Source organism: Leucobacter weissii (genome assembly GCF_017565745.1).
Taxonomy (GTDB): domain Bacteria; phylum Actinomycetota; class Actinomycetes; order Actinomycetales; family Microbacteriaceae; genus Leucobacter; species Leucobacter weissii.
On record NZ_JAGDYM010000018.1, the window covers coordinates 25,264 to 31,711 of the forward strand.

Below are 6,448 nucleotides of genomic sequence, written 5' to 3' on the forward strand. Positions count from 1 at the left end.
GATGGGCGTGTGCGACGTTCCCGTGATCTCCTCGGTCTGCGATGCCGTCGGCGAAGGAGCCGCCTCTCTGGTCGCGGCCCCATTCGACTGGCTCGCCCAAGCGATGGGTGCCGCCGCCGGGTGGCTGTTCGAGGCCGTCTGGTCGGTCTTCGACACCACGACCCTCGTGGATGTCACCAAGCCCGGCTACATCGCCGTCTACAACCTGCTGTTCGGCATCGCGGTCTTCGTGATGCTGATCTTCTTCTGCCTCCAACTCATCACCGGATTGATCCGCCGCGACCCCACCGCACTCACCCGCGCCGCCCTTGGCCTGGCGAAGTCCGTCCTCGGATCGTTCGTGGTCATCACGCTGACCGCGCTGCTGCTCGAAGTCGTGGATCAGCTGTGCATCGGGATTGTGCAGGCCGCAGGAGAGACCACCGAGTCGATGGGCGACAAGATCGCCCTCCTCGCCGCAGGACTGGTCGGTATCAACATCGCCGCCCCCGGTGTCGGTGCCATCATCACGATCTTCATGGCCGGCCTCGCGATCACCGCCGCCGCGATCGTGTGGCTGTCCCTCCTCGTCAGGAAAGCGCTCCTGCTGGTGGCGGTCGTGTTCGCGCCGCTCGCGTTCTCGGGTGCCTCGTGGGATGCGTCGCGGGGGTGGATCGGGAAGTGGGCGATGTTCGTCGTCGCGCTGATCTGCTCCAAGCTCGTGCTCGTCGTGATGTTCCTCGTCGCGATCACCCAGGTCTCCGCACCGATCGACGCCGACCTCGCCTCGGTCAGTGATCCCATCGCGGGAATCGTGCTAATGGCGATGGCCGCGTTCGCCCCGTACCTCACCTACAAGTTCATCGCGTTCGTCGGGTTCGACATGTACCACGCGATCGGTTCCGAGCAGGACGCCAAGAGCGCCCTCAACCGCCCGATCCCCGTCCCGACCAAGCCGCAGGGCGGCGGCGACCCGAAGAAGGTGCTCGACGGAACCGGCGGCGGGAGCGCGGGCGGAGGCTCCGGCGGAGGAAGCAGCGCACCGCCACCGCCGAAGACCCCGGCACCGGCACCCGCCGCGAGCGGCGGAGGCGCGGCTGGTGGAGGTGCCGCAGCGAGCGGCGGCGCAGCCGCAGCCGGTCCCGTAGCCGCAGGGGTGGTAGTCGGGGCGAGCATCGCAAAGGGTGCCGCGACCGCCGGGCCGAAGGCCGGAACCGCGCTGGGAGCCCAGGGTGAGCACGCCGCCGACGCAGCCGCGCAGACACCGCCACCGCCCGCAGCCGCACCTGCGGCACCTCCGTCGAGCCCGGCACCACGACCGCCGAGCACCGACCCGTCACCGCCACCGAAGCAGCCCCCGCCGCCCGCGCCACGCCCACCGAAGGAGTAGACGATGAGCAGCACGAACCACGACCGGCCCACCGCGGGCGAACTCGTGCCGGTGAAGTTCTCCCGCCTCACCCGCCGCGGCGTCCTCCTCGGCCTGTCGCTGACCCAGCTCATCACGCTCGCCATCGGCGGAGCCACGCTCATCGGCGCGTTCTACACCGGTGGCGGGATGCTGCTCGCCTACACCGCCCCCATCTGGGTACTCGCCGCCGCGCTGACCTGGATACCCATCGCAGGCCGGCCCATCGTGGAATGGCTGCCCATCGCCTGCTGGTGGCTGTGGCGCACCACCGGCGGACAACTGCTGTACCGACGCAGGATCGTCATCCCGCGTCCCGTCGGAACCCTCGCACTGCCCGGCGACATGGCACGGCTGCGCGAGTACACCGACCCCGAGACCGGAGTCGGGATGATCCACGACCCCCACGCCGCCACGTTGACGGTGGTGTGCGAGGTCACCCATCCCGCGTTCGTGCTCCTCGATCCCGGCGAGCAGGAACGCCGCGTCAGCTCCTGGGGCCGGGTGCTGGCCACCGTCTGCCGCTCCGGGCGGATCGCGACTCTTCAGGTCTTGGAGCGGACTCTGCCGGACTCCGGCACCGGACTGGCCGAATGGTGGGCCACCCACGGCACCCCGGACGGATCATGGGCGGCCGACACCTACGCAGAACTCATCGACCGCGCTGGACCCGCCGGCGAACGCCACGCCACCACACTCTCGCTGTCACTGGACATGAAGACGAGCGCTCGGCAGATCAGGACTGCGGGAGGCGGGATACGCGGTGCTGCCGCCGTGCTGCGCCAAGAGATGAACACTCTCATCGCGGCGCTTCGCTCCGCCGACCTCTCGCCGTCGGGATGGCTGACACCAGGGCACATCGCGGTGATGCTGCGTTCCGCCTACGACCCAGCGATCGCCGCCACGCTGGAACGGCACGGCAGGCTCGGCCAGTCCCTCGCGACCGCAGGGCCGGTTGCGGTCACCGAGACCTGGGGCAAGCTGCGCACCGACTCCGCCCACCACGCGGTGCTCTGGGTCAGCGAGTGGCCCAGGTCGCTCGTCTATCCGGGATTCCTGTCGCCCGTGCTGCTGTCCACCGGCATCCAGCGGTCGTTCTCGCTGATCTGCACCCCGATGCGCTCCGATGCCGCTGCTCGCGACATCCGCAAGAAGAAGGTCGAGCACATCTCCGACCAGGCCCAGCGCGCGAAGATCGGCCAGATCGAGGACGCCTCGCAGACCGCCGAGTATCACGACGTGCTCCAGCAAGAAGCCGACCTCACCGCCGGCCACGGCATCCTCCGCTACACCGGCCTCATCGCCGTCTCTGCGCCCACCGGCGAAGAGCTCGATGCCGCCGTCGCCGCGATCGAGCAGGCCGCGATCCAAGCCTCCTGTGAGACGCGGCTGCTCGTCGGCCAGCAAGCCGCCGCCTTCACCGCCGCCGCGCTCCCGCTCTGCCGGCGGGTCTGAGTTCAGCCTTCAGGGCTGACGAGGATCGTGGCTGATGGATCGACATCGGGTGCCCAAGCAAGGGTCGGCAGGTCAGCGCTTTCCAGTCCCGCGAGTTCGAGCGCAGCCTGTCCCGACAGATGCGAAGAGTTGATGGACTGCCCGTTTGCGACTGCCGCGTAGAACTGTGCGGCGTAGTTGATCGCATCGGCGTCTTCGATGCTGTCGGCCATCCCGATCGCGAACGGCACGACTTGAGCCACCAGGTCGTCGATCTGGGCTGCGGAGCGACACGAGTTCAGCAGGACGAGGAGCGGAGGATCGTCGGTTGCGCTGATCGCGCGTGCGAAGGCTCGCGCCGTCACGATCACTCCCTCGTGGGGTTCGTCTGCTTCATCCTCAAAGACGATCAGGTCGTCGTTGCTGTGGCCCGAGAAGTGGACCACGTGAGGGCGGAACTTCGTGATGCCGTCCAGCAAGTCAGCCGTGGTTGCTGCTGGCCGCACATCGAGTTCGATCTGGTCACGATGCAAAGCCGACTCGACCGCTGCCCGGATGCGCTTCTGCTCCCTTCCAACGCGGAGGTCACCTTCGGCCGAAGCACCCAGCATGAGCACTCTGAGCTTCTCCGGCTTGGGCGCTGGGAGCTGACGCAGCGCGTGGCTGACGGCTACCTCGGCACCGCTGATCCGCGACTCAAGCTGGGCACGTTCAGCCGCCGCCCGCCGGTCGGCACGCTGCTGCTCGCTCTTTCGGCGTCTCTCGGCGGCATCGGCCTCCGACTGTTCGGCGCGGGAGAGCTTGGTCTGTAGCGCGGCCTCGTCCTTCGCGTAGCCGGCTGCCCGTGTCTGCCAGCGGCTGGCCTCCTTGCCCGCAGTCTCCGCTTCCTTCTCTCGGCGCTCGGCGTCCCGCAACTTGCTGCTGCGGGTGGAACTGCTCGTCGTCTTTGCGGCAGCCTGCCGCGCCTTGGCGGCATCGGCTCGCTTCGAGGACTCCTTCGACCGGTACTCACCCGCCTTCTTGTCCGCGTCGATCCGCTGTTTGCGCTTGCGGTCAAGCTGTCCTCGGTACTGACTTGCGCTCACTCTGTCGTGCTCCTGCCTCGTTTGCCCTCGTGTCATCTACAACGCTAGGCCGCACCACCGACATTTTCCGTTCGCTGGTGCGCACCTCCCCGTCATACGGCACCAGGAGGTCACCATGCCTACGTTCTTCGATTCGACTGCCGACGCCGCCGAGGCGTCCGAAGCCTTGCGCGGCCTCGCGCACGCGAGCCGGGGCTTCGATCAGCCCGCCGAGATGTACGGGGTGATCGGTGATCTGTCCTCGGGCATGCGCTCGCTGCGGCAGGCGCTCGACCGGATCGCCGATGTTCACGAGCGCAAGGCCGCGCACGCGTTCAACGACGCCGGAAGCCACGAGGCAGGCGTGCGGGAGGCGCTCGCTGCTGCGGAAGAGTTGCGTCAGGCCGCGAACCTCGTCGACCGGGCCCACGACCGGCTCGCGGAAGGCTTCATCGCCGCGGGGCGGATCGCCTGGCACCCCGAGCCCGCCGTCGAGGAGGTCATGCCGTCGCGGTGGGTCAGCGTGGTGTTCCTCCAGGGCGAGGAGGCCGACCGGCCGTTGCACATCCTGGGCGAGCTGGGACACGTGGATGCGGTGGACTTCCTCGCGCAGTGGGACTACGGCGACGAGACCACCCATGCCGCGCTGGAGAACGGCTACGTCTACAACGAGCCCGGCGAGGGCACCAATGACCGGGTGGCGCTCTCGGGCGACTACGCGCTGGTCGTGAACCCGCACGTCGGCTACGTCTCGCTGCTGCGCCGCTACACCGAACCGGAGGCAGCGCCCCAGGACGCCGAACAGATCGAGTCCCCACCGGCACAGGCCGAGCCGGAACTGCTGGTGTCATACTCGTCGCCCGGTGCCCCGGAGCGAGCCGACGTGCCGACGGCGAAGCGGGATGGGTCGTGGTTCGAGCCGGCCAAGATCACGGCGGTCAAGCAGGCGCGGGGGCTGGTGCGGTGACCGAGGATCGCGCGCGGCTGCACACCGCTGTCCTGGTGGCACCGTCGAAGGAACGGCGCAAGCTCCGCAAGCAGCGCCGCAAGGCCGAGGGGAGGCTCCACGCCGAGCAGCGGAAGACTGCGCTCGCCGCTGCGAAGGCGAAGGCCGAGGAGGAGCGTGCCGAGCGCCGCGCGACGGTCTACCTGCCGAAGGCCGGTGAGCCGGGTGCTGCGCGGCTGCGCACTCCGGGCCGGTTCCATCTGACGCGGCATCAGGACACGTCGGCGACGCTGGCGGGCGCGTACCCGTTCGTCGCCGAGGGCGGTCTCGGCGCCGACGGCGTGTTCGTCGGCCAAGACCTCTACTCGGGCGGCAGTTTCGTCTACGACCCGTGGGTGCTCTACGCACGCGGCATCATCACCGCACCCAACGTGGTGCTGGCCGGGATCGTCGGCTCCGGCAAGTCATCGCTGGCCAAGTCCCTCTACACGCGCTCGCTACCGTTCGGACGGCGCGTATACGTGCCCGGCGACCCGAAGGGCGAACACACCGCCGTCGCCAACGCCGTCGGCGGACGCGCCATCGTCCTCGGCCACGGCCTCAACACGCGCCTGAATCCGCTCGACGAAGGCCACCGGCCCAGCGGTCTCTCGGATGAGCAATGGGCGTCCACTGTCGCAGCCCGACGGCGTGACCTAATCGGCGCACTCGCGGAGACCGTGCTCGCGCGCGGCTTGTCGCCGTTGGAGCACACCGCGATCGACATCGCCCTGACCCAGACCATGCGGGAGAACGACGTGCCGATCCTGCCGATGATCGTTGACCGCATCCTCGCCCCGAGCGCGGATGCCGACGGCCGGTTGGCCGAGGACGGCAGGCTCGTCGGCCACGCGCTGCGCCGTCTCGTGGCCGGCGACCTGGCCGGACTGTTCGACGGGCCTTCGACGGTCGCGTTCGACCCGTCGCTGCCGATGATCTCGCTCGACCTCTCGCGCGTCACCGAGAACTCGACGCTCATTTCGGTGTTGATGACGTGCTCGTCGGCGTGGATGGAGTCCGCGCTGCTCGACCCGAACGGTGGACAGCGGTGGGTGATCTACGACGAGGCCTGGCGGCTCATGTCCCATCCCGCGCTGCTGCGGCGGATGGATGCGCACTGGCGACTCGCGCGGCACTACGGGATCGCGAACATGCTGATCTTCCACAAGCTCACCGACCTCGACAACGTGGGCGACCAAGGCTCAGCCATGCGCTCCCTGGCGAACTCACTACTCGCGAACGCGGAAACGCGGATCGTGTACCGGCAGGAGTCCGACCAGCTCGGACCGACCGCGACCGCCCTCGGTCTGACCGGCACGGAGCAGCAGCTCTTGCCGAACCTCGGCGTCGGCCAAGGGCTGTGGCGGATCAAGGCCAGGAGCTTCGTCTGCCAGCACCAACTCCACCCCGACGAACTCGCCCTGTTCGACACCAGCAGCCGCGCCGCAGGAATTCCCCGCAAGTTCAAGATTTCTGAAGGCGCTTCAGCGTGAAGATGCGGGTTGAGGTATCGCTGGGCGGGGTGTGAGAGTGCATGTTCGTGGAAGATGCACCCTCACACTGCTCGTCGGCGTCGGC

The 6,448-nt window shown here is 68.7% G+C and carries 5 protein-coding genes; 4 read left to right on the plus strand and 1 reads right to left on the minus strand.

The window, feature by feature from the left end; genetic code table 11:
• Position 1: 1 nt before the first annotated feature.
• On the plus strand, positions 2-1,369 hold the full coding sequence (locus J4H92_RS14680; protein ID WP_208098929.1) for a conjugal transfer protein TrbL: 1,368 nt from the start codon (positions 2-4) through the stop codon (positions 1,367-1,369).
• Between the two features lie 3 nt (positions 1,370-1,372).
• Positions 1,373-2,842 carry a PrgI family protein gene (locus J4H92_RS14685; protein WP_193338583.1) on the plus strand — a complete coding sequence of 490 codons (1,470 nt, stop codon included), beginning with the start codon at positions 1,373-1,375 and terminating at the stop codon, positions 2,840-2,842.
• 2 nt (positions 2,843-2,844) lie between these two features.
• Here J4H92_RS14685 and J4H92_RS14690 read toward each other — a convergent pair whose 3' ends face one another.
• Positions 2,845-3,906 (minus strand): CHAT domain-containing protein, encoded by a 1,062-nt coding sequence (locus J4H92_RS14690; protein ID WP_144930895.1) that lies wholly within the window; start codon positions 3,904-3,906, stop codon positions 2,845-2,847.
• A gap of 115 nt (positions 3,907-4,021) precedes the next feature.
• Between J4H92_RS14690 and J4H92_RS14695 the strand changes: the two genes are divergently transcribed.
• Together J4H92_RS14695 and J4H92_RS14700 are read left to right on the plus strand one after the other, a co-directional pair.
• Positions 4,022-4,852, plus strand: a complete 831-nt coding sequence (locus J4H92_RS14695) for a hypothetical protein (RefSeq protein ID WP_208098931.1) — start codon at positions 4,022-4,024, stop codon at positions 4,850-4,852.
• Complete coding sequence (locus J4H92_RS14700) at positions 4,849-6,363, plus strand: ATP-binding protein (protein ID WP_208098932.1); 1,515 nt, start codon at positions 4,849-4,851, stop codon at positions 6,361-6,363. Before J4H92_RS14695 ends, J4H92_RS14700 begins: the two co-directional genes overlap by 4 nt.
• Positions 6,364-6,448 lie beyond the last annotated feature (85 nt).

Bases quoted from the DNA above. Each gene is read 5' to 3' on its own strand.
- J4H92_RS14680 (WP_208098929.1), top strand. From the start codon at position 2: ATGGGCGTGTGCGACGTTCCCGTGATCTCCTCGGTCTGCGATGCCGTC.
- J4H92_RS14685 (WP_193338583.1), top strand. From the start codon at position 1,373: ATGAGCAGCACGAACCACGACCGGCCCACCGCGGGCGAACTCGTGCCG.
- J4H92_RS14695 (WP_208098931.1), top strand. From the start codon at position 4,022: ATGCCTACGTTCTTCGATTCGACTGCCGACGCCGCCGAGGCGTCCGAA.